The organism is Rhodococcus sp. DN22, assembly GCF_036669995.1.
Classification (GTDB): Bacteria; Actinomycetota; Actinomycetes; order Mycobacteriales; family Mycobacteriaceae; genus Rhodococcus_F; species Rhodococcus_F erythropolis.
Genome location: NZ_CP133326.1, coordinates 3,938,202 through 3,957,121 on the forward strand (window position 1 = coordinate 3,938,202; position 18,920 = coordinate 3,957,121).

An 18,920-nucleotide genomic window follows, 5' to 3' on the forward strand; every position below is an offset into this window, starting at 1 on the left:
GTCAGCGGCCGCTGAATGCTTCGCGAAGACGCGAGAACAATCCACCGCTGTTCTGCGAGGCCGTCGAGACAACCTCGGCCTCGTCACGATCGCGGAGCAGCTTGAATTCCTTGAGCAGCTTGGACTGCTTGTGATCGAGACGGCTCGGGATGACCACCTCGAGGTGAGCGTGCACGTCGCCGCGCACTCCCGACCGCAGTTTCGGCATGCCATGACCGCGAAGAACAGCAACGTGTCCGGGCTGGGTGCCTGGCTCGATGGTGATTTCCTTGGGGCCGTCGATGATGGTGTCGACGGTGACAGTCGTACCGAGCGCTGCGTCGACCATCGGAACGCGGATCGTGCAGTGCAGGTCTTCACCGTCTCGAACGAAGACATCGTGCTGCTGCTCGACGATCTCGACGTAGAGGTCGCCGGGGTGTCCGCCGCCCGGGCCCACTTCACCCTGCGCGGTCAAACGGATGCGCATGCCACCGGCGACGCCCGCGGGAACCTTCACGGTGATGTCACGCTTGGCCCGAACTCGGCCGTCGCCGCCACACTTGTGGCAGGGATCCGGGATGGTCTCACCGGCACCGCGGCACGTCGGGCACGGACGCGAGGTCATGACCTGACCGAGGAACGAGCGCTGGATGGACTGAACTTCGCCGGCACCGTTGCAGGTCTCACAGCGGACAGGCCTGGAGTCGCCGTTGGTTCCGGCTCCGGTGCAGCTGTCGCACAGAATGGCCGTCTCGACGGTCACGTGCTTGCTGACTCCCGTCGCACATTCTGCGAGGGTCAGCTTGGTGCGAAGCAACGAGTCGGCTCCGGGCTGAACGCGACCGCGCGGCCCACGACCTGCGCCGCCACCGCCGCCGAAGAATGCTTCGAAGACGTCGCCGAGGCCGCCGCCACCGAATCCGCCGCCGAAGCCACCACCGCCGCCACCACCGGACTCGAGCGGGTCTCCGCCGAGATCGACGATGCGACGCTTCTCCGGGTCGGTCAGGACCTCGTAGGCCGTCGAGATCTCCTTGAACTTGGCCTGCGCCGCCTCGTCAGGGTTGACGTCCGGGTGCAGTTCGCGTGCCAGCTTGCGGTAAGCGCGCTTGAGCTCCTGGTCTGTCGCGTTCTTGTCGACGCCGAGCAATCCGTAGTAATCCCGTGCCACGTTGAGTCTCTCGTCCTTCTCTTACTTCTAGGTTTTCCTCAGTCCTCGCGAAGAGGCGTGCCGACGAATGTCGACGTCCTTCATCGCTCGGAGAGAACTTCGCCGATGTATCTGGCAACGGCGGCAACCGATGCAATTGTTCCCGGATAGTCCATCCGAGTGGGTCCGAGCACACCGACACCACCGAAAACGGTACCGGCCGCGCCGTAGCCAGTCGAAATCACAGAGGTTCCGCGCATCTGTTCGACCTGCGTCTCTTCACCGATCTGAACGGTGACCGTGCCGGAGTTCTGCGTCGCAGCGAGCAGTTTGAGGACCACTACCTGCTCTTCCAGTGCTTCGAGCACTGCGCGCAGCGAACCGGGGAAGCCGGCCAGACCGGAGAAATCGGCGGCGTTGCGCGTGAGATTCGAGGTTCCGCCCAGAACGAGACGATCTTCCGGATGTTCGACCAGGGTCTCGACCAGAACCGTTGCCGAGCGGATCACGGCGTCGCGAAGGTCGGCCGGAGACTCGTCAGCCAGTTCCGCCACGGCAATCGACGCGGCGGCCAGGCGCTTGCCTTCCAGTGCTCCGCCGAGAAGCGTGCGCAACCGGGAAAGGTCTTCGTCTTCGAGGACGTCTCCGAGTTCGACGATTCGCTGATCGACGCGGCCGGAATCGGTGATGAGAACGAGAAGCAGGCGCGCCGGCGTCAACGCGACCACCTCGAGGTGGCGAACCGACGACGCGGACAGCGACGGATACTGGACAACCGCGACCTGACGGGTCAGTTGCGCGAGCAGTCGCACACCACGACGCAGAACGTCGTCGAGATCGACACCCGACTCCAAGAACTCGAGGATCGCTCGACGCTCGGGCCCGGACATGGGCTTGACGTCGGCGATGCGATCGACGAATTCGCGGTATCCCTTGTCGGTGGGGACGCGGCCGGAACTGGTGTGCGGTTGGGCGATGTAGCCCTCGGCCTCGAGGAATGCCATGTCGTTGCGCACAGTGGCGCTCGACACTCCGAGGTTGTGACGCTCGACCAGTGCCTTGGATCCCACCGGGTCCTGGGTGGAGACGTAATCGGCCACGATTGCACGTAAGACCTCGAAACGCCTGTCGTCGGTACTCGACATCGTTGCCACCTCCGTTTCCTGAAAAGAACGAACACCGACATTTACACATCGGTTTCCACTGGCAGTCTAATCGCCCGAGCGCCAGAGACGGCTGTTGCCCTTACTGTGGAGTGAGATCGGCGAAAGGTCGATCGCACAACCATGGACAAGGCGGCACATGATCTTCAAAGGCGTGATGGACGGCAAACCGTATCCCGATCACGGACTGTCTCTACGCGACTGGTCGAAGTTCCCTCCACGTCAGGTTCGACTCGACGAGATCGTGACCACCACGAAGGTCCTCGAACTCGATCGCCTGCTGTCGGAGGACTCGACCTTCTACGGCGATCTGTTCCCGCACGCAGTGCAGTGGCGCGGCACTCTCTACCTCGAGGACGGTCTGCACCGAGCGGTTCGTTCGGCCCTGCGAAACCGCGTCGTGCTGCACGCGCGTGTCTTCGACTTCGACGCGATGCCCGGTGTCATCGAGGGAGTCCGCTGACGCTCACGCGATAGTCACGAGCAACGCAGGTGTCGTTTGCCCCGGCCAGGTTCCGGTGAGCGTCGCCGAGCCCGAGACTCGATCTGCGTCGATCACTCTCACCACAGTCAATTCCAGATCTCCCGCGCGGATGATCGTGTCGGTGCCGACTGTCGAGCAGGTCACGGATTCGACTGCCGGTACGGAAGCGCCGGCCGTACCGCTGCCTACTACGTGAGCCGTCACGGGGATGCGATCGGCGGTGTCCGCGAAGACCAGTTCGACTCCGGCCCCACCGGTCAGAATCGCGGTCGCCACCGCGCTGACGTAGACCGGATCACAGCATGCGTCGTACACCCACCGTTCGCCGAGTACCGAATGATCCATGGTCGCGATCAGCGCGGTCTCCGCCCCGTCCAGCGGAGCACCACGATAAGTGAGCGGGACCTGAAGAATTCGACCGTCGGCAGAGCGCATCAGGTGCGTCTCGATTCCGACCTCACCGTCCGGGTCGTCGAAACGATAGGCGTCGACGCGTTCGAGCGTCGAACAGTCGACCGACCCGAGCCACGGCTGCTTGGGCACCCACGCTCGGAGCAGGTCGTTCTTGGACGGATTCAGCTGCGCACGATGAATGATGGCCACCACGGCCACATTACGCGGCGAAGGATGGTTGCGCGTCAGGTCAGGATCGTGCGAATCACCGCATCAGCGAGCAGGCGACCACGGTCGGTGAGAACCACGTGATCGTTCTCGATCACAGCCAACCCGTCGACTACCACCTGTTCGGCCGAAAGACGTTCGGATGCAGACAGTTCCGACAACGGAAGTCCCGTACGCAACCGCGCGGTCAACATGACGCGCTCCATGTGTTCGTCCTCGGCGGTCAGTTCTTCGCTGCCGCCGACGGGAAGTTCACCGAGCGCCAACTGTTCCGCGTACCGCGCCGGGTGCTTGACGTTCCACCACCGCACTCCGCCGACGTGGCTGTGCGCGCCCGGACCGGCACCCCACCAGTCACCGCCGTCCCAGTAGCCGAGGTTGTGACGACACCGGGTGTCACCGGAGTCCGCGGTTTCCGCCTTTGCCCAGTTGGAGACCTCGTACCACCGCAAGCCTGCCTCGGACAGGCGTGAATCGATTCGTTCGTACCGCGAGGCCAGCACGTCGTCGTCCGGGGCGGGCAACTCGCCGCGCCTGACCTTGCGAGCCATGGCGGTGCCGTCCTCGACGATCAACGCGTAGGCCGAGACGTGATCGACATCGGCGGAGAGGACCGCATCGAGTGAGGCGTCCAGGTCTTGATCGCGCTCCCCCGGGGTTCCATAGATCAAATCGAGATTCACGTGCGAAAAACCAGCTGCGCGAGCCTCTTTCGCGGCAGCGACGGCGCGACCTGGGGTGTGCGTGCGGTCGAGGATCTTCAGAACGTGCTGGGCGGCCGACTGCATGCCGAGGGAAATCCGGGTGAATCCAGCGCTGCGGAGAGCACCGAAGAACTCCGGCGACGTCGATTCGGGGTTCGATTCCGTGGTCACTTCGGCGCCGGACGCCAGGCCGAAGCTGCTCCGCACCGCCGACAGCACGTCGGCCAATCCGTCACCACCGAGCAGCGACGGCGTTCCACCGCCCACGAACACGGTCTCCGCCGCCGGGGCGCCCGTCATCTCGGCCGCGAGATCGAGTTCGCGCCGCAGACCTTCCAACCACGACTGCGGCGAGGCGGAAGTTCCGAGCTCTCCGGCCGTGTAGGTGTTGAAATCGCAGTACCCACACCTGGTGGCACAGAACGGGACGTGGATGTAGATCCCGAACGGCCGTTTCCCGACACCCTCGAGCGATCGCGCGGGCAAGGCGAAGGGCGTCGCCTCGCTCTGTCGAGTGGGAGTCGTGCTGGTGGCATTCACGCCTCCAGTGTCCCAGCATCCGGAACGCACACCTATTCAGCCTGCGATGCAGGTCGGCACGTGGCTTGAACTCGATATTTCCCCCGTTTTTCGTGGAAATATGCGCCCGAGTCGGAATTATCGAGTTGACGTGGCACAATGGTCCGCATGACCGGACTCGGAGTGCGACTTGTGGCGCGTCGCCATGTCGACTTCAAGCGTGTGTGCAGCTCGTCGTGTCTGCACCTGTGTAGCTGTTGATCTTTCACTGATCTTCCAGCCTTTCCCGCTCATCTCCATCTGCTTCACCGAAACACTCTCTGCAGAGACATGCCTTTTCAGGGACGCAGCTTCTCCAGCTGTTCGTTTTCGTGAGCACACCTGCCGGCCGCGAGCTTTCCGAGACCGAGGACAGCCCCCTCGATTTCCGACACGGACCGGTGCGTCCCGATCAGACACCGCCACAGTTCATCGATAGTGCGTGCCGCGTGCCGATCAACCGCCCAGATCCAGGAGTTCATCGATGACGTCGACCACCGACGCCGCCACACCCGCCGATTCGGCAGCAGCTGCCGAAGCCCGGCCTGCACGCGCTGCGCGTCCCGCCAAGCGTCGCGCCGAAGGTCAGTGGGCCCTCGGTTACCGCGAGCCGCTCAACGCCAACGAGCAGGCCAAGAAGGACGACAACCCGCTCAACGTTCGGGCCCGCATCGAGAACATCTACTCCAAGCAGGGCTTCGACAGCATCGACAAGGGCGACCTTCGCGGCCGCTTCCGCTGGTGGGGTCTCTACACCCAGCGCGAAGAAGGCTACGACGGCACCTTCACCGGCGACGAGAACATCGACCTGCTCGAGGCCAAGTACTTCATGATGCGCGTGCGTTGCGACGCCGGCGCTCTCAACGTCGAGCAGCTGCGCACCATCGCCGGTATCTCGAAGGAATTCGGCCGGAACACCGCCGACCTGTCCGACCGCGAAAACGTCCAGTTCCACTGGATCGAGGTCGAGAACGTTCCGGAGATCTGGAAGCGCCTCGAAGCCGTCGGACTCAAGACCACCGAAGCGTGCGGTGACTGCCCCCGCGTCGTCCTCGGTTCTCCCCTGGCCGGCGAATCGCTCGACGAGGTCCTCGATCCCACCCCGGCGATCGACGAGATCGTGCGCCGCTACATCGGCGACCCCAAGTACTCCAACCTGCCGCGCAAGTTCAAGACCGCCATCTCCGGCCAGCAGGACGTCGTTCACGAGATCAACGACATCGCCTTCATCGGCGTGAACCACCCCGAGCACGGCCCGGGCCTCGACCTCTGGGTCGGCGGCGGACTGTCCACCAACCCCATGCTGGCGCAGCGCGTCGGCGCCTGGATTCCGCTCGACGAGGTCCCCGATGTCTGGGAGGGCGTCGTCTCGATCTTCCGTGACTACGGCTACCGCCGTCTGCGCGCGAAGGCCAGGCTCAAGTTCCTCGTCAAGGACTGGGGTATCGAGAAGTTCCGCGAGGTTCTCGAGACCGAGTACCTCGAGCGCCCGCTCATCGACGGCCCCGCGCCCGAGAAGCCCAAGCGCCCGATCGATCACGTCGGCATCCAGAAGACCCGCAACGGCCACAACGCAGTCGGTTTCGCTCCGATCGCCGGCCGCGTCTCGGGAGACATCCTGGCTCAGGTCGCCGACGCCGCGGAGAAGGCCGGCAGCGACCGGATCCGCTTCACTCCGTACCAGAAGCTGATCATCCTCGACGTCGCCGACGAGACGCTCGAGCCGCTCATCGCCGATCTCGACGCGCTGGGCCTTCCCGCCCGACCGTCACACTGGCGCAAGAACCTGATGGCCTGCTCCGGCATCGAGTTCTGCAAGCTCTCGTTCGCCGAGACCCGCAAGCGTTCGCAGGTGCTCGTGCCCGAACTCGAACAGCGTCTCGCCGACATCAACAGCCAGCTCGACGTGCCGATCACCATCAACATCAACGGTTGCCCCAACTCCTGCGCTCGCTCGCAGATCGCCGACATCGGCTTCAAGGGCCAGCTCGTCGACGACGGTGAGGGGAATCAAGTCGAGGGTTTCCAGGTTCACCTGGGAGGCAGCCTCGGATTCGACAGCGCCTTCGGACGCAAGCTGCGCCAGCACAAGGTCACCAGCGTCGAGATGGGTGACTACATCGACCGCGTCGTACGTCAGTTCGTCAAGAACCGCAACGAAGGTGAACGGTTCGCCGAATGGGCAGTGCGCGCAGACGAAGGAGATTTGCGATGACAGTGGACATTTCGCGAGCAACTGCCGACGAGCTTCGGTCCATCGCCGAGCGCGGTGCAGTAGAACTCGACGGAGCCGGCGCGCAGGAACTGTTGCAGTGGACCGAGGACACGTTCGGTGACTCGTACATCGTGGCGTCGAACATGCAGGACGGGGTGTTGGTTCACCTTGCCGCACAGGTGCATCCGGGCGTCGACGTCCTCTTCCTCGACACCGGCTACCACTTCCCCGAAACCATCGGCACGCGTGACGCGGTCGAGCAGGTGTACGGCGTCAACGTCATCAACGCTCGTGCGCTGGCAAGCGTCGCCGAGCAGGATGTCGCCGAGGGCAAGGATCTGTTCGCCCGTGATCCCAACCGCTGCTGCGCACTACGCAAAGTCGCGCCGCTCAAGCAGACACTGTCCGGGTACAGCGCGTGGGTGACCGGCATCCGCCGCGTCGAAGCGCCCACCCGCGCCAACGCTCCCCTGATCTCCTTCGACGAAGCCTTCGGACTCGTGAAGATCAACCCGATCGCTCCCTGGTCGGACGAGGAGATGCAGAACTACATCGACACCAATTCCATCCTCGTCAATCCCCTTGTCGACGAGGGATATCCGTCCATCGGCTGCGCACCCTGCACCAGCAAGCCAGCCCCCGGCAGCGATCCGCGTAGCGGTCGTTGGGCCGGTGCCTCCAAGACAGAATGCGGGTTGCACGCATCATGACAGTTGACTTGACACCTTCACGGCCTCAGCTCGACGGCACACAGTTCGATACTCTCGACGCCCTCGAGTCCGAAGCGATCCACATCTTCCGAGAGGTGGCCGGCGAATTCGAACGCCCGGTCATTCTCTTCTCGGGCGGTAAGGACTCCACCGTGCTGCTGCACTTGGCGATCAAGGCCTTCTGGCCTGCGCCGTTGCCGTTCACCCTGCTGCATGTCGACACCGGCCACAACCTGCAGGAAGTCCTCGACTTCCGCGACCACGTGGTGGCCAAGTACAACCTGCGCCTGCACGTGGCCAGCGTCGAGGAGTACATCGCGGACGGCCGCCTCACCGAGCGTCCCGACGGTATCCGCAATCCTCTGCAGACCGTGCCGTTGCTGGACGCGATCTCGGAGAATCGCTTCGACGCCGTCTTCGGTGGCGCTCGTCGCGACGAGGAGCGGGCACGCGCCAAGGAGCGGATCTTCTCACTGCGCAACGCTTTCGGCCAGTGGGATCCCAAGAAGCAGCGCCCGGAGCTGTGGAACCTCTACAACGGTCGCCACTCCCCCGGCGAGCAGGTGCGCGTCTTCCCGCTCAGCAACTTCACCGAACTGGACATCTGGCGTTACATCGCCCGCGACAACGTCGAACTCGCCAGCATCTACTACGCCCACCAGCGTCCGGTGTACCAGCGCGACGGCATGTGGATGACCCCCGGAGTCTGGGGTGGGCCGGCTGACGGCGAAGAGCTGCAGACCCTTTCGGTGCGTTACCGTACCGTCGGCGACGGTTCGACCACCGGTGCTGTTCTCTCCGATGCGGCTGACAACGAAGCGATCCTCGCCGAGGTTGCGGCATCACGTTTGACCGAGCGCGGCGCGACCCGTGGCGACGACCGAGTTTCCGAAGCGGCCATGGAAGACCGCAAGCGAGAGGGCTACTTCTGATGAGCGATCTGCTCAGACTGGCAACTGCCGGCAGCGTCGACGACGGAAAGTCCACCCTCGTGGGCCGCCTGTTGTACGACACGAAATCCGTTCTCGCCGACCAGATCGACGCCGTGACCCGTGCGTCGGTGGACCGCGGTCTCGACACCCCTGACCTCTCACTCCTGGTGGACGGACTGCGCGCCGAGCGTGAGCAGGGCATCACGATCGACGTGGCGTACCGCTACTTCGCGACCCCCAAGCGCACCTTCGTGCTTGCCGATACACCGGGCCACGTGCAGTACACCCGCAACACCGTCTCCGGTGCCTCGACGGCTCAGCTCGTGATCCTGCTGGTCGATGCTCGCAAGGGCGTCATCGCGCAGACTCGCAGGCACGCAGCGGTTCTCGCGTTGCTCGGTGTCCCGAAGCTCGTTCTCGCCGTGAACAAGATCGACCTCGTCGAGAACCCCGAAGAGGTCTTCACCTCGATCTCCGCCGAGTTCAACGAACTCACCAGCTCACTGGGCTGGGCAAGCGAAGACGTCGTCGAGATCCCGGTGTCGGCACTGCACGGTGACAACGTCGCCATCCGCTCCGACAAGACCCCGTACTACACCGGCCCCACGCTGATCGAGCACCTCGAGTCGATTCCGGTCGACGCCGAGCCGCATCGCGTCGGTCTGCGTTTCCCGGTGCAGTACGTGATCCGCCCCCGCACCGCAGAGTTCCTCGACTACCGCGGCTACGCCGGTCAGGTCGCTGCAGGTTCCGTCGTGCCCGGCGACGAAGTGGTGATCCTGCCCTCGGGTACGCGCACCACCGTCACACGTATCGACACGGCCGACGGCGAACTGGACGTCGCCCACGCCGGACGCAGCGTCACGCTGATCCTGGCCGACGACGTCGACGTCTCACGCGGCGACACCATCGCATCGCCGTCCGACGCACCCGAGCCGATCGGCGAATTCGACGCCACTGTCTGCTGGCTGGCCGAGAAGTCGCTGCGCCCCGGTGCACGTCTGCTGCTCAAGCACGGCACGCGAACGACGCAGGCCATCGTGGGCAGCTTGGTGGAACGCTTCAACGAGCAGGACCTCACCACGGATCAGGGCCCGGAAACGCTCGAGCTCAACGAGATCGGCAAGATCTCCATCCGGGTGGCCGAGCCGATCGTGGCTGACGACTACGCCGTCAACCGCCACACCGGCAGCTTCCTGCTGATCGATCCCGCTGGTGGAAACACTCTCGCAGCCGGCCTGGTGGGCGACGTCATTTCCGCTGTCGAATTGGGCGAGCGCGTCTAAGTCGATGGTTCCGCTCATCGCTGTTGCGCACGGCAGCCGTGATCCCCGCTCTGCTCGGGTGATCGCGGCTGCTGTGACAGCTCTTCGTGAAGTCCGGCCAGACCTCGATGTCCGGCTGGCGTTTCTCGACCTCAATGCACCGTCCATCGATCAGGTCCTGGACGGAGTTGCACACGACGGCCACACTCACGCCGTTGTTGTTCCGATGCTGCTGGGCAATGCCTTCCACGCCCGGGTAGATCTGCCCGGACTCTTGGCCGCTGCCGCGACACGCCACCCCCAGTTGACCGTGTTCCAAGCAGACGTACTGGGTCGCGATGCTCGGCTGATCGAGGCAGTACGCGAGCGAATTCTCGAAGCGGGTGCCCGGCCGGACGATCCGTCGGTCGGTGTCGCTCTTGCGGCAGTCGGCTCGTCCGATGCGCGCGCCAATGCCGCGACCGCAGAATTGGCGTCCACTCTCCTCGGCGGAACCAACTGGTCGGGCGTTCGAATCTGTTTCGCGACATCCGCGGAACCGACAGTTGCCCAGGCGATCTCCGCACTCGAGCAGGACGGCGCCGAACGTGTTGTCGTCGCACCGTGGTTCTTGGCTCCCGGCCTACTGACCGATCGACTCAGCGCTGCCGCAGCAACTGCATGTCCGCGCGCGCGTTTCGCCGACACGATCGGTGGGCACTCTCTACTGATCGAAACGATGATCGACCGTTACCGACAAGTCGCTGATGCACTACCCGACCGTCTGGTCCGCTCCGCCTGATCCGGTTTCACAGGCCGTTATCAGATTGTTACCGTAGTGTTGGATCTGTCCAGCTCGCGAAGGTACCTCCTTCGCCTGCGAAACAGATCTTTGGGTGCAATCCCCTCAGAGCGCCGCGAGAGGGAACACCATCACTCACAATCTTCGCCTCGGCACAGCCGGCATCGCATGGGTCCTGTCGGTGCTCTACCTGCTTGTCGAAATCTTCACAGCCGGAGCATGGAAGACGCCGTACAGCTTCGCGCGCGACTCCATCAGTTCGCTGGGCGTGACGACATGCAGCGTGGATTCGTGTTCGCCGATGCACGACGTGATGAACGCGGCCTTCATGATCCTCGGTGCGCTCACCATCCTCGGTGCAGCCTTGCTGCACAAGTACATTCCGGACGGTCGTGCGAAGAAGTGGATTCTCGGTCTTGCCGTCGTCGTTGCATTGAGCACCGCGGCCACCGGCCTCTTCCCGGCGAACGACGGGACCTTCGTTCATTGGACCGCCGTACTTCCCGGCTTCGTCGCACGTCATGCCGTTCTCGTCCTCATGGCAATTCAATTCTGGAAGCACAGCAAATGGATCGCAGTGTGGTCAGGGCTCTGCGCGGCTACCGGAATCGTCGGTGCCGTACTGCTTCTCGGACGAACCCTCACTTTCGGCCTTGGTGAACGCCTGACGCTGTACCCGCTGCCTATGTGGATGGCCGTCACCGGCGTCGCAGCCCTGCTTGCGTTGATGCGCCGAACCGTGTTGAAGAACGTGGAACTGACACTGTCCGGTAACGGATTCATCACCGCTCTGTTGTCGTTGCGCCCGCGTCGATCTCGCGCGGCTGTGCCTACCGACGTTCTCGCACCGCGGAAGCTGACGAGTTTGTAGCGAACCGGGGGTGAGCAGGGACACACTGGTAGGGAGGCGACGCGAGGAGACTTCCATGACCAGTGCATCTGTTCGACACGGAATCGTGGCCGGTATCGACGGCTCGGCAAGCGCGGTCAACGCCGCGAGGTGGGCAGCTTCGGCTGCAAAGAGATTCGACGAACCACTTCGCCTGACCCACGTGCTGCCAGGACAACCCGAGTCCGGTGGAGGTACCAACGTCACCGACGAAGAGATGTTCGACCACCACCTTCGCGTCGAGGGTGCAAAACTGCTCGACGAGGCCGAGGACGCCATCCGCGATGATCACACCGACGTCACCGTCGAACGTGGCCTCGTGACCGGTACTCCCGCAACCACACTCGTCGAACTCTCGAAGTCGGCTCGCATCGTTGCACTGGGTCAGGCCGGCACCAGCGAAATGCAGTCCGTGTTTCTCGGATCCGACACCATTCGGGTGGTCAACCGCGCGCACTGTCCCGTGGCCGTATTCCGCGGTACGGGTGATCACGCGATGGCCGACACCAGGCCCATCGTCGTCGGCGTCGACGGGAGCAAGCTCAGCGAACTCGCCGTCGCGCATGCCTTCGAATTTGCCGCGTTCCTCGGCGCACCTTTGGTTGCGGTCCACACGTGGAACGAGCACGCCTCGCTGGGCGGGTATTCCGAAGCCAGGCGCTTCGTCGACTGGGGACCGTACGAACAGCATGAGCATGCACTGCTGTCCGAGTGCCTCGCCGGCTGGACGGAGAAGTACCCCGATGTCGAAGTCACCCGCAGTGTCCAGCGCAGCGGACCGATGAAGGCACTGCTCGAGCACTCGGCGGAAGCGCAACTCGTAGTCGTCGGTAGCCACGGCCGCAGCCCGTTCATGGCGTCGATAGTCGGATCGACCAGTCAGAGCCTCATCCACCACGCCCAATGCCCGGTCCTCGTCTGCCGAGAGGGCTGAACTCGTCTCGCTGTTGCCCGGCCCCCAACTCTGAGCGAACGGCACTTTCGGCGCCATCAGGAGGCCGAAAGTGCCGTTCGCTCAAACAGGAGTGGGGGTACAACAGGTCAAACAGGGCGAGCGGGTCATACCTGGCCGACCACGCTCACCGTGACCGGCTCCTGCACCGGCGTCGACACCGGGGTCTCCGGCAGATCCGGCACCCGGGTAGCACGCGCGTACACCGTCTCCCCCGCCTCGAGGTGCAGCGCTGCACTGTCACCGCGCGTGACCTGAGCCGAGAAGAGCTCGCCGGTTGCCTCGTTGCGCAGGTCCACTCGAACCTCGAAGCCGAGGTACACGACGCGCTCGACGGTTGCGCGTGTGACGCCGAGCGACTCGGCCGTTCCGGATTCCTGCGCGAGAGCCATGCTCGGATCGCGGCCGAGACGGATGTCATGCGGACGGACCAACTGCCCGTTGAGCTTCGCGACGGATCCGAGGAAGGACATCACGAAGTCGTTGGACGGGCGGTCGTACAGGTCGGCAGGTTCACCGATCTGCTCGATCCGCCCCTTGTTCAGCACCGCGATGCGGTCGGCGACGTCGAGAGCCTCTTCCTGGTCGTGGGTGACCAGGACGGTGGTGACGTGCACCTCGTCGTGCAGGCGACGCAACCACGTGCGCAGGTCGGCACGCACCTTCGCGTCGAGCGCGCCGAAGGGCTCGTCGAGCAGGAGCACCTGTGGATCCACCGCCAGAGCGCGCGCCAACGCCATGCGCTGACGCTGACCACCGGAAAGCTGCGCGGGGTACCGATGCTGAAAGCCGTCGAGACCGACGATCCCCAGTAGTTCGTTGACCTTCTTCTCGATCTCCGGCTTCGGGCGCTTGCGGATCTTGAGCCCGAACGCCACGTTGTCCCGCACCGTCATGTGCTTGAACGCCGCATAGTGCTGGAACACGAAACCGATGTCACGCTTCTGCGGCGACACGCCGGTGACGTCCTTGCCTGCGATGGTGATGGTTCCCGAATCGAGTTCTTCGAGCCCTGCGATCGAACGCAGCAACGTCGACTTTCCCGAGCCACTGGGCCCGAGCAATGCCGTCAACGAACCCGAGGGAATGTTGACCGTCACGTCGTCGAGCGCCGCGAAATCACCGTAGTTCTTGCGGGCCCCGGTCACTGTGATCATGTGGTGCTCCTCTTACGGTCCAGCAGCGTCATCAGCAACAGGACAATGATGGCGATGCCCATCAGCAGCGTTGCCGCCGAATACGCACCAAAGGTGTTGTGGTCGTCGATGTATCGCGAGTGCACCAGCAACGTCAGTGTCTGGGATACCCCCGGGAAGCCGGAAGAGACCATGATGACTGCGCCGAATTCACCGAGCGAACGCGCCACCGTCAACACGATTCCGTACGTCAGGCCCCAACGGATCGCGGGCAAGGTGATCCGCCAGAACGTCTGCCAGCCCGAGGCACCGAGCGTCGCGGCCGCTTGTTCCTGCTCGTCGCCGATCTCGTGAAGTACGGGTTCGACTTCCCGGACGACGAAGGGCAGCGTCACGAAAATCGTCGCGATCACCATGCCTGGCAACCCGAAGATGACCTTGAACCCCAACGATTCGATGCCGCCGAACCAACCGTTGGCACCCCACAGAAGAATCAAGGACACACCGACGACGACGGGCGAGACTGCGAAGGGCAGGTCGACCACCGACTGCAGAACTCCGCGGCCCGGGAACCGACCACGCACGAGTGCCAGAGCGGTGACCACACCGAACACGACGTTGATCGGGACCACGATCGCCACGATGATCAGCGAAAGATTCAACGCGGAGATCGCTGCCGGTGTCGTGATCGATTCGAGAAACGGGCCGATTCCGTTCTCGAACGTTCGCGTCAGGATCACACCGATCGGCACGACCAGCAACACGAACAGGTAGACGAGAGCGATGGTCCGCAGACCGATCTTCGATCCTCTGGACACGTTCATCGGGAACTCTCCTCACGTCGCTGTCCTCGCGAGGCGAAGATTCGCAGGACGAACAGCGTCACGAATGCGATGGCCAGCAACGCTACCGAGACGGCAGCGGCGTTGGTCGGACGATCGATCTCGATCTGCTGCTGAATGTACTGCGACGTCATCTGTGTCACGCGTGGGATGTTTCCGCCGATCAGAACGACCGAGCCGTATTCACCGATCGCTCGGGCGAATGCGAGCCCCGCGCCGGAGATGACGGCAGGCGCCAGCGTCGGAAGAACGACGGAACGAAAGATCGTCCAGTTGGAAGCCCCCAACGATGCAGCGGCTTCCTCGACTTCGCGGTCGACCTCCATCAGCACCGGCTGCACCGAGCGAACCACGAACGGCAAGGTCACGAAGGCCAATGCCACGATCAGTCCGGGCTGGGTTGCATTGAGGTGGACGTCGATCGGTGACTGCGGGCCGTAGAGGGACAGCAGCACGATCGATGCCACGATGGTCGGTAGCGCGAACGGCAGATCGATCATCGAGTTGACGATGCGCTTGCCCGGGAAGTCGTCCCGGACCAGCACCCACGCGATGATCGTGCCCATCACGACGTTGATCAGTGCCACGATCACCGAGACCAACAACGTCACGCGCAACGACGCCAAGGCGACGGGTGCGGTGACGGCGTCCCAGAATCCGGAGATCCCCTCGTCGAACGCGGTGGCGGTCAACGCGGCGAGCGGAAGCAGAACGATCACGGAGAGCCACAGGGTGGCCACTCCGATTCCGAGCGGCCCCACACTCCCCGTGACCCGCGCGAGTTTTCGCCGACGAGCCACGGGGGTGGGGTCAATAGTGTCAGTCACGTCAGTCTTACTTGGTCGCGTTGTCGTAGATCACTGCGATCGAACCGGTGTCCTTGGTGAACAGAGCACTGTCCACGGCCTTCCAGCCGCCGAGGTCTGCAATGGTCCACAGCTTGGTCGGCTCGGGGAACTTGTCGGTGAACTTGGCAGCGACGGCGGGATCCACGGGACGGAATCCTGCTTCGGCCCAGAGCGTCTGACCCTCGGTCGTGTACAGGTAGTCCTTGAACGCGGTCGCCTTGTCGAGGACCTTGCTGTTCGAGATCACGGCAACCGGGTTCTCGATCTTGAAGGTCGTGGGCGGGGTGACGTGCTCGACCGGGTCGCCGTTGCCCTCGATGAACAGTGCTTCGTTCTCGTAGCTGATCAGAACGTCACCGCTACCCTGCAGGAAGGCTTCCGAAGCCTCGCGTCCCGACTTGGGCTGGATCTTGACGTGGTCGTTGACCAAAGCGGTGACGTAATCGAGACCCGCCTGCGGGTTCTTGCCACCGTCGCTCTTCGCGGCGTACGGCGCCAAGAGGTTCCACTTGGCCGAGCCGGAGCTGAACGGGTTCGGCGTGACGACCTCGAGGCCGGGCTGAAGCAGGTCGTCCCAGTCCTTGATGCCCTTCGGGTTCCCCGGACGCGTCACGATGGTGACTACCGATCCGAACGGAATTCCGTTGTAGGCGTCCTGGTTCCAGTTCTGATCGACCAGACCGGCATCGACCAGGCGGGTGATGTCGGGCTCGACGGAGAAGTTGACGAAGTCTGCCTCGGCGCCGTCCTTCACCTTGCGCGACTGGTCGCCCGAGGCGCCGTAGGAAGGATTGAAGTTGACGTTCTTGCCCTCGTCGGTCGCCTGGAAGGCTGCGGTGAGCTTGTCGAAGCCAGGCTTCGGCACGGCGTAGGCGAACAGGTTGATCGTGCCGGCGCTACCGTCGCTGGCGGCGCTGTCACCACCCACGGTGTCGCTCGAGCCACCACTGCACGCTGTGAGTACCACGGCCCCCATGGTCGCGATAGCAGTGAGAAGTGTGCGGGAACGGCGTTTCATTGCAGATACCTTCCTGAAAGGACTGACAAACGAGGGTTGGTCAAACGACAAGTCCGAGACCTCTGGGGCTGATTCCATCGGGATGTTCAGACATGGAGAGCCGACGGGCGATGAGCCCTGAATCGGGGGCGCGAGTTACGCGCAGAGAAGTTCGAGTGGGGTGCGCAGCACCACCGGAGAGGTCGAACTCAGGAAATCAACAACAGGCGACGTCAGCGACGTCGAGCATGCCGACAGCAATCAACGCCAACTGGTGGCGGATTACGGGAGCTGTTGCTTCGGACACGCGGTGGACTTTAGCAGAGCACCGGCGCCCGCTCTAATCGGGAGAACTAACGGGTGAGAAGCCACGCGACGATCACGAGGAGAATCAGGGCTATCAGGGCGAGAGTGACCCGTGAGCGGGGCATCAGCTTTCCTCTACTTCTCGAGAATTCCTACGCAACCAGCCGAAGAGCGGCAGAGCGAGAACGGCGGCCAACGCGCGATCCAGACCGATGGCCACCAGGCGGCACAGCGGAACGACGACGATCAGGACCAACGCGACCTGCGGGATGAACGGGAGCCCCGCCATCCACAGCTCGAAGCTGTCCCACCAATCCGCAATCCGATCCACGCCAACACCCTATCCTTCGGACGATACGGTCCCGACAGCGTGTGGATTGGACGTGTGCCGATTCTGGCCGGATGATGGCCGAATGAGTGCTGACGACGAAGTGGTGCAGACGATTCCTCCCGCCTCCACGGGTCACCATCGAAGCAGCTTTCCCCCGATCGACGACTATGCGTTTCTTTCCGATTGCGAAACCTCGTGCCTGATTGCCCGTAACGGATCTGTCGAGTGGATGTGCGTTCCCCGCCCGGACTCCCCCAGCGTGTTCGGTGCCATCCTCGACCGCAGCGCAGGCCATTTCCGTATCGGCCCCTACGGCCAGAACGTGCCGGCCGCTCGGCGCTATCTGCCGGGTGGACTCATTCTCGAGACCACCTGGCAGACCGAGACCGGCTGGCTCGTCGTCCGCGACGCCCTGGTTCTCGGTCCCTGGCACAACGTCGACAAGCGATCGAACACGCACAAGCGCACACCGACCGACTGGGATGCCGAACACACCCTTCTCCGTACGGTCAAATGCGTCAGCGGCACCGTCGAACTCGAGATGAGCTGTGAGCCCGCGTTCGACTATCACCGTGGCACGGCGAATTGGGAGTACACCGGAAAGGTCTACGAGGAAGCAACGGCAACGTGTCGCTCCGCCAAGCCCGGAGACCATCCCACTCTGCGCTTGACCACCGACCTACGACTGGGTCTGGAAGGTCGTGAAGCACGAGCGCGGACGCGACTGGTCGAAGGCGACAACGTGTACGTCGCGCTCTCGTGGTCGGATCTTCCCGCGCCGCAGACGTTCGACGAGGCCGCCGACAAGATGTGGCAGACGTCCAAGTCCTGGCGTGAGTGGGTGACGATCGGCAAGTTCCCCGATCACCCGTGGCGCGGATACCTACAGCGCAGTGCGCTCACACTCAAGGGGCTCACCTACGCACCGACCGGAGCCCTACTCGCGGCTTCGACGACCTCGCTACCGGAAACACCAGGCGGAGAACGCAACTGGGACTATCGCTACGCGTGGGTTCGCGATTCCACCTTCGCACTGTGGGGCCTCTACACGCTCGGGTTGGACCGTGAGGCCAACGACTTCTTCAACTTCATCTACGACGTGTCGAGTTCGGACAACGGTCAGCCACATCCCTTGCAGGTGATGTACGGCATCGGCGGCGAGCGCACGCTCGAGGAATCCGAACTCAACCATCTGTCCGGCTACGACGGCGCCCGTCCGGTGCGTATCGGCAACGGGGCGTTCGATCAACAGCAGCACGACATCTGGGGCACCATGCTCGACTCGGTGTACCTCCACATCCGTACCCGCGAGCGCGTCCCCGAGGCGTTGTGGCCGCTACTCAAGAAGCAGGTCGAGGAAGCGATCAAGCATTGGCGCCAGCCCGACCGCGGGATCTGGGAGGTGCGCGGTGAACCGCAGCACTTCACGTCGTCGAAGATCATGTGCTGGGTCGCTCTCGATCGCGGCGCCAAGCTGGCAGAGATGCAGGGCGAGAAGAGCTTTGCACAGCAATGGACGGCCATCGCCGACGACATCAAGGCCGACATCCTCGCGCACGGTGTCGACTCGCGCGGAGTTCTGACACAGCGGTACGGCCACGATTCACTCGACGCGTCGCTCTTGTTGGCACCGCTGCTGCGCTTCCTGCCGGCCGACGATCCGCGCATCCGGGCAACGGTGCTGGCGATCGCCGACGAGCTCACCGAAGAGGGGTTGGTCCTGCGCTATCGCGTCGACACCACCGACGACGGATTGAGCGGTGAAGAAGGAACGTTCACCATCTGTTCCTTCTGGTTGGTGTCCGCCCTCGTCGAGATCGGCGAACTGGATCGGGCAAAGCATCTCTGCGAGCGTCTGCTCGGGTTCGCGAGCCCGCTCAAGCTGTACGCGGAGGAGATCGACGCGCACACCGGTCGCCATCTGGGTAACTTCCCGCAGGCGTTCACACACCTGGCGCTGATCAACGCCGTGGTCCACGTGATCCGCGCCGAGGAAGCTGCCGAAGCCGGAGCTTTCCAGCCCGCGCACAACGCGACCTAGACCCCTGCTGTGC

General features: G+C 63.7%; 19 protein-coding genes. 9 read left to right on the forward strand and 10 right to left on the reverse strand.

From position 1 onward, the window contains the following. Position 1: 1 nt before the first annotated feature. Together dnaJ and hrcA are read right to left on the reverse strand one after the other, a co-directional pair. A complete protein-coding gene (gene dnaJ, locus RA302_RS17940) occupies positions 2–1,153 on the reverse strand; it encodes a molecular chaperone DnaJ (protein WP_058227187.1) in 1,152 nt (383 codons plus the stop codon). Positions 1,154–1,233: 80 nt separating this feature from the next. Beyond that, positions 1,234–2,277 carry a heat-inducible transcriptional repressor HrcA gene (gene hrcA / locus RA302_RS17945; protein ID WP_003944583.1) on the reverse strand — a complete coding sequence of 348 codons (1,044 nt, stop codon included), beginning with the start codon at positions 2,275–2,277 and terminating at the stop codon, positions 1,234–1,236. A 157-nt stretch (positions 2,278–2,434) separates the two neighbouring features. Here hrcA and RA302_RS17950 point away from each other — a divergent pair, with 157 nt between their 5' ends. Further along, positions 2,435–2,758, forward strand: coding sequence for a type II toxin-antitoxin system VapB family antitoxin (locus tag RA302_RS17950; protein ID WP_003944521.1), 324 nt, complete (start codon positions 2,435–2,437; stop codon positions 2,756–2,758). 3 nt (positions 2,759–2,761) lie between these two features. Here RA302_RS17950 and RA302_RS17955 read toward each other — a convergent pair whose 3' ends face one another. After that, complete coding sequence (locus RA302_RS17955; protein ID WP_042450282.1) at positions 2,762–3,382, reverse strand: hypothetical protein; 621 nt, start codon at positions 3,380–3,382, stop codon at positions 2,762–2,764. Between the two features lie 35 nt (positions 3,383–3,417). Further along, on the reverse strand, positions 3,418–4,644 hold the full coding sequence (hemW, locus tag RA302_RS17960) for a radical SAM family heme chaperone HemW (protein WP_054831429.1): 1,227 nt from the start codon (positions 4,642–4,644) through the stop codon (positions 3,418–3,420). Between the two features lie 502 nt (positions 4,645–5,146). On the opposite strand from hemW, the gene RA302_RS17965 reads away from it, so the two are divergent. The 7 genes from RA302_RS17965 (at position 5,147) to RA302_RS17995 (ending at position 12,388) form a co-directional block, all read left to right on the forward strand. Then, entirely contained in the window at positions 5,147–6,877 is a 1,731-nt protein-coding gene (locus RA302_RS17965; RefSeq protein WP_007731056.1) for a nitrite/sulfite reductase, read from the forward strand. Further along, the gene (locus RA302_RS17970) at positions 6,874–7,587 is read left to right on the forward strand and encodes a phosphoadenylyl-sulfate reductase (RefSeq protein WP_003944488.1); all 714 of its coding nucleotides are present in this window, start codon (positions 6,874–6,876) and stop codon (positions 7,585–7,587) included. The genes RA302_RS17965 and RA302_RS17970 overlap by 4 nt, the downstream gene beginning before the upstream one ends. Further along, a complete protein-coding gene (cysD, locus tag RA302_RS17975) occupies positions 7,584–8,519 on the forward strand; it encodes a sulfate adenylyltransferase subunit CysD (protein ID WP_007731054.1) in 936 nt (311 codons plus the stop codon). The genes RA302_RS17970 and cysD overlap by 4 nt, the downstream gene beginning before the upstream one ends. Continuing rightward, positions 8,519–9,805 (forward strand): GTP-binding protein, encoded by a 1,287-nt coding sequence (locus RA302_RS17980; protein WP_058039406.1) that lies wholly within the window; start codon positions 8,519–8,521, stop codon positions 9,803–9,805. The genes cysD and RA302_RS17980 overlap by 1 nt, the downstream gene beginning before the upstream one ends. A 4-nt stretch (positions 9,806–9,809) precedes the next feature. Further along, positions 9,810–10,565 carry a sirohydrochlorin chelatase gene (locus RA302_RS17985; RefSeq protein WP_070161080.1) on the forward strand — a complete coding sequence of 252 codons (756 nt, stop codon included), beginning with the start codon at positions 9,810–9,812 and terminating at the stop codon, positions 10,563–10,565. 94 nt (positions 10,566–10,659) lie between these two features. Then, entirely contained in the window at positions 10,660–11,436 is a 777-nt protein-coding gene (locus tag RA302_RS17990) for a DUF998 domain-containing protein (protein ID WP_042450193.1), read from the forward strand. A 55-nt stretch (positions 11,437–11,491) separates the two neighbouring features. Then, a complete protein-coding gene (locus RA302_RS17995; RefSeq protein WP_003944544.1) occupies positions 11,492–12,388 on the forward strand; it encodes a universal stress protein in 897 nt (298 codons plus the stop codon). Between the two features lie 125 nt (positions 12,389–12,513). Here RA302_RS17995 and RA302_RS18000 read toward each other — a convergent pair whose 3' ends face one another. From RA302_RS18000 to RA302_RS18025, 6 genes are all read right to left on the reverse strand, one after another. Continuing rightward, positions 12,514–13,563 (reverse strand): sulfate ABC transporter ATP-binding protein, encoded by a 1,050-nt coding sequence (locus RA302_RS18000; protein ID WP_007731046.1) that lies wholly within the window; start codon positions 13,561–13,563, stop codon positions 12,514–12,516. Continuing rightward, entirely contained in the window at positions 13,560–14,366 is an 807-nt protein-coding gene (gene cysW, locus RA302_RS18005; RefSeq protein ID WP_003944503.1) for a sulfate ABC transporter permease subunit CysW, read from the reverse strand. The genes RA302_RS18000 and cysW overlap by 4 nt, the downstream gene beginning before the upstream one ends. Further along, positions 14,363–15,211, reverse strand: a complete 849-nt coding sequence (cysT, locus tag RA302_RS18010; RefSeq protein ID WP_070161078.1) for a sulfate ABC transporter permease subunit CysT — start codon at positions 15,209–15,211, stop codon at positions 14,363–14,365. The genes cysW and cysT overlap by 4 nt, the downstream gene beginning before the upstream one ends. Before the next feature lie 7 nt (positions 15,212–15,218). Then, positions 15,219–16,250 carry a sulfate ABC transporter substrate-binding protein gene (locus RA302_RS18015; RefSeq protein WP_003944569.1) on the reverse strand — a complete coding sequence of 344 codons (1,032 nt, stop codon included), beginning with the start codon at positions 16,248–16,250 and terminating at the stop codon, positions 15,219–15,221. A gap of 196 nt (positions 16,251–16,446) precedes the next feature. Beyond that, entirely contained in the window at positions 16,447–16,536 is a 90-nt protein-coding gene (locus tag RA302_RS18020; protein ID WP_309599318.1) for an Ms4533A family Cys-rich leader peptide, read from the reverse strand. A gap of 123 nt (positions 16,537–16,659) precedes the next feature. Continuing rightward, positions 16,660–16,866: a hypothetical protein gene (locus RA302_RS18025; RefSeq protein WP_003944489.1), complete on the reverse strand. Its 207-nt coding sequence runs from the start codon at positions 16,864–16,866 to the stop codon at positions 16,660–16,662. Between the two features lie 82 nt (positions 16,867–16,948). Here RA302_RS18025 and RA302_RS18030 point away from each other — a divergent pair, with 82 nt between their 5' ends. Next, on the forward strand, positions 16,949–18,907 hold the full coding sequence (locus RA302_RS18030; RefSeq protein ID WP_338477378.1) for a glycoside hydrolase family 15 protein: 1,959 nt from the start codon (positions 16,949–16,951) through the stop codon (positions 18,905–18,907). Positions 18,908–18,920 lie beyond the last annotated feature (13 nt).

Bases quoted from the DNA above. Each gene is read 5' to 3' on its own strand.
- hrcA (WP_003944583.1), bottom strand. From the start codon at position 2,277: ATGTCGAGTACCGACGACAGGCGTTTCGAGGTCTTACGTGCAATCGTG.
- RA302_RS17950 (WP_003944521.1), top strand. From the start codon at position 2,435: ATGATCTTCAAAGGCGTGATGGACGGCAAACCGTATCCCGATCACGGA.
- RA302_RS17965 (WP_007731056.1), top strand. From the start codon at position 5,147: ATGACGTCGACCACCGACGCCGCCACACCCGCCGATTCGGCAGCAGCT.
- RA302_RS17970 (WP_003944488.1), top strand. From the start codon at position 6,874: ATGACAGTGGACATTTCGCGAGCAACTGCCGACGAGCTTCGGTCCATC.
- cysD (WP_007731054.1), top strand. From the start codon at position 7,584: ATGACAGTTGACTTGACACCTTCACGGCCTCAGCTCGACGGCACACAG.
- RA302_RS17980 (WP_058039406.1), top strand. From the start codon at position 8,519: ATGAGCGATCTGCTCAGACTGGCAACTGCCGGCAGCGTCGACGACGGA.
- RA302_RS17985 (WP_070161080.1), top strand. From the start codon at position 9,810: ATGGTTCCGCTCATCGCTGTTGCGCACGGCAGCCGTGATCCCCGCTCT.
- RA302_RS17995 (WP_003944544.1), top strand. From the start codon at position 11,492: ATGACCAGTGCATCTGTTCGACACGGAATCGTGGCCGGTATCGACGGC.
- RA302_RS18000 (WP_007731046.1), bottom strand. From the start codon at position 13,563: ATGATCACAGTGACCGGGGCCCGCAAGAACTACGGTGATTTCGCGGCG.
- cysW (WP_003944503.1), bottom strand. From the start codon at position 14,366: ATGAACGTGTCCAGAGGATCGAAGATCGGTCTGCGGACCATCGCTCTC.
- RA302_RS18015 (WP_003944569.1), bottom strand. From the start codon at position 16,250: ATGAAACGCCGTTCCCGCACACTTCTCACTGCTATCGCGACCATGGGG.
- RA302_RS18030 (WP_338477378.1), top strand. From the start codon at position 16,949: ATGAGTGCTGACGACGAAGTGGTGCAGACGATTCCTCCCGCCTCCACG.